Raw genomic sequence first — 3,531 nt, 5'->3', positions numbered from 1 at the left:
TCGACGCAGATGAAAACATTGAAAATTTCGAATTTCATCTGCGTCGATCTGCGACATCTGCGGATCGCCTCCGGTGGTTTCTTCCCTGAACGTTTATAGCCTCTCGACGAGTCGGGCGAGCAGAACGAACGCGACGATCAAGAAGGCCCGAATCCAGGCTTTCTGCTCCAGATCATATCGTTCTTCCTCGGGGATGTTAGTTCGCATCGGAATCGTCCTTTCGCGTCGTTCGCTCGTCGACTTACGGATTCTCTTCTCGAGCTCCGCCGTAAGCCTTATCAGGATCGCCGGGCCGACCGGACAGGTTGCCAAAGAACTTGCGACGCCCGCTTTGCGGCTACTACGGTTTTTGCCGTTGACGACTACGGTGAAAACCGTAGAGTGGCGTGCGTCGTTTGAGTGGCACCTTCCAAGAGGGAATGGGGAGTCCTCGATCCCATGGTTCGACCTCGAGCCGAACAGCCGACGCCTGCGGAGTTGGAGATCCTCAAGGCGTTGTGGGAGCGCACCGGGCCCGCGTCGGTGCGCGAGATTTTTGAAGAGATGAACCGGCTGCACGACCCACCCCGGGCGTACACGTCGGTCATGAGCCTCATGAATGTGATGACCGATAAGGGGCTCTTGCGCCGGAGCCCCCGGGGGCGGGCGTTCGTTTATGAGCCCGCGTTGCCGCGGGACCAGACGCTCCGCTCGATGCTGGGCGAGACGCTCGAGCGAGCATATAGCGGCTCGGCGAGCTTGCTGGTCGCGCACCTGCTCGACCAATCCTTGCCGAGTGCCCAGGAGCTCGACCAGATCCGTTCACTCCTCGACGCGTACCAGGGACGACTCTCGGGCGAATCCAAGGAAGGAGGTGATCCGTGCAAGCCCTCGCGTCGCAAGCGGCCCAAGGGGTGAGCGGCCTCGTCTGGCTCGTGTTGCTGCACAGCGTCTGGCTCGGGCTGGCGTTATCGGCCTTCGTCGCGTTGCTGTTCCAGGGGCGGCCGGTCCTTTCTCATGGCGCAAAACGCGGGATCCTGATGGCTGCCCTCGGGCTCGTCGTGGTCGGTTCGGGGACGCTCGCGGCGCTCCAGTCTCTCGGCGATTGGCGAGGGGCGGGACTCGTCCCGGGGAGAATGCCGGTGGAAGTCATGGTATCGTCCGGATCATCGCATTCGACTCTCCAGGGAGTTTCATCCGCGACTCCGGCAGATCAAGGCCGTGCCGTCAGACGTTCACATCCCTGGATCCGTACCTTCGGCCTCATCGTCGAGGGCGTGTCCAACGCAGCACAGGCCGTTCGACCTCTCGCCGTCGCGATTTGGGGAGTGGTGGTCCTGTCGCTCTCGAGTGTGCTGGGGCTGGGAGTGAGGGGAGTCGTCCGGCTCCGTCACGCGGCCTCGGAGGCGCCGAGGGGGGTGCAGGAGCGGGCCCGGAGGCTCGGCCGGCTGTTGCGACTGGGGGGCGTCCCGAGGGTCGGTGTCCACCCGCAACTTGCGGAGCCGTGTCTCTGTGGGGCGTTCCGCCCGGTCGTCTTGCTGCCCAGGCCTTGGCTGGCATCGGCGGGTCCGGAGGCACTCGATGCGGTGCTCGCCCATGAACTGGCCCATGCGAGGCGGCTCGACCATCTCGTGACGGTGGCCCAACGGATCGTCGAGGCCCTCCTATTCTTCCACCCCGGCATCCACTGGCTGTCGCGGTCGTTGCGCCGCGAGAGCGAATTCCTCGCCGACGCCCTCGCCGCGCGCCTTACCGGTGACCCGCTGGCGTTGGCCCGAGTCCTCGAAGCGTTCGCCCGTCTCCGTCTCGGTATCGCTCCTTCCCGCCCGCACCCGTTCGGGGCGAGTCTGGGAGGAGAACACTCGACCCTTTCCCCTCGCATTCAGGAGCTGATCGGCATGACGCCCATTCGCCCACGTCCCCAGGTCTGGCCGTTCCTCGCATTGCCCACGGCTGTTGTTTTCGCGCTCTTGGCGGTCTCCGTCGGGTTCGCTAAGGAAGATCCCACGCCGCCCCGCGACAACCCCATTCGCACGAATCCGAGCGTACCGGCTGCGAAGGAAGACTTTCTTGCCGCGGACTCCGACCGGCAGATCTCCCTTCAGGTTCGCTGGGTCGACCTCGCCGAGCAACCCTGGCGGGATCGCCTCAAGGATCGACTCAAATCGTGTGGCGATGGAGCCGATGCCCGAGGTTCGATCCTCGATCGCGAAGGGATGGCCGAGTTCCTGAAGATTATCAAGGAAGACTCCGCTACGGATGTCGTCCAGGCGCCGAAGGTCACGACCTTCGAGGGGGCCCCCGCGCACATCAATCTCGGCCCAGAGGAGAAAAAGAAGCGCGGAGGAGCCCAGCCTGGAGTTGCGGCCGAGCCGGGTCATTCTCGAGTCGAGATCAAAGGGGTGTTCTCGGCCCAGGGGACGAAGCTCAACGTCGACGTACGCGACTCATTGGTCCAGTGCCGATTCAATGTGAAGGAGGTTGTCTTCGCCACCGAGGAGATCCGTTATCAGGGTATCTGCGGCGTCCCGGATGACTCCAGCCTGCTGATCAGCCTGGGTCACTACGAGCGCAAGGTCGATGGCAAGACGGTCAAGAGCGAGCGGCTGATCACCATCACGCCCCATCGCATCATCATCCCTCCCGCTCCTCCCGTTGAAAAACGGCCCGATGCAAAGAATTCCTCGTCGGCTCCTCACTCCGATCGACAAATCTCTTTCAAAGTCTTGTCGATCCACCTCGAGGAGCAGCCCTGGCGGGAACGCATTAAGCGTCACCTCAAGCCCTGCAACGAGGGGGCCGACACGCGAGGTTCGCTCGTGGATCGTGAATGGTTGGGCGAGCTGACGCAGGTCATTAAGAGTCGCAGTTATTTAAAAATTCGCGTGGCTCCGAAAGTCACCTCCTTCGAACAGATGCCCGCCAGGTTCGATCTAGGCGAGACGAATGGGGGGGACCGTGTAGGAACCCTCTTGGAGAGCCAGACCAAAGAGTTCGGTCGTACGCAGGTCGAAGTTAAGGGGGTGTTTTTGCCACAGGGGACGAAGCTTACGGTCTCCTTGGTCGACACGATGATGCCGGGTCGCGAGATCGAGCCGAAGGCGGATGGAATCACCTCCGGCGAAGTTCACTACGAGTCAACCTGCGACATCCCCGATGATTCCAGCCTGCTGATCAGCCTGGGACATTACGAGCGCATGGTCGATAGTAAGTCGGTGAGGTGCGAGCGTCTCATCCTCATCATGCCGTATTGTATCAGGCTTGAGGGCGAAGACGGTCCGTTGTCCGATGGCTCCTCAACGACCAAGAGGCGCCGCTGATCCGGACTGCTCGAGGTCAAACCGTGTGGCAAGGCCTCGAGTGGCGAAGCCCAAAGTTAGAGCGGTTCACGCACGCGTTGCGCACGTCGGAGGAAAACGGGGACTGGCTCCCGGCCGGGTCAGGCTGGGCCCCTCACGGGTCAACTCCGAGGCCGGGTGCCTGTCCCCATTTTCCGGGCCGTCGCCGTCCGCTGCGGCGGAAACGGGGACAGGCACCTGCGCTTCGCTGCGG

At 62.8% G+C, this 3,531-nt stretch carries 2 protein-coding genes; both read left to right on the top strand.

What is annotated here, in order from left to right:
• Positions 1–438: 438 nt before the first annotated feature.
• Positions 439–897: a BlaI/MecI/CopY family transcriptional regulator gene (locus ACYOEI_RS40875; RefSeq protein WP_462856442.1), complete on the top strand. Its 459-nt coding sequence runs from the start codon at positions 439–441 to the stop codon at positions 895–897.
• Positions 861–3,299: a M56 family metallopeptidase gene (locus ACYOEI_RS40870; RefSeq protein ID WP_462856441.1), complete on the top strand. Its 2,439-nt coding sequence runs from the start codon at positions 861–863 to the stop codon at positions 3,297–3,299. The genes ACYOEI_RS40875 and ACYOEI_RS40870 overlap by 37 nt, the downstream gene beginning before the upstream one ends.
• Positions 3,300–3,531: the final 232 nt, after the last annotated feature.

Source organism: Singulisphaera rosea, from assembly GCF_054877945.1.
This window is presented reverse-complemented; position numbering and strand designations above follow the sequence as displayed.

Bases quoted from the DNA above. Each gene is read 5' to 3' on its own strand.
- ACYOEI_RS40875 (WP_462856442.1), top strand. From the start codon at position 439: ATGGTTCGACCTCGAGCCGAACAGCCGACGCCTGCGGAGTTGGAGATC.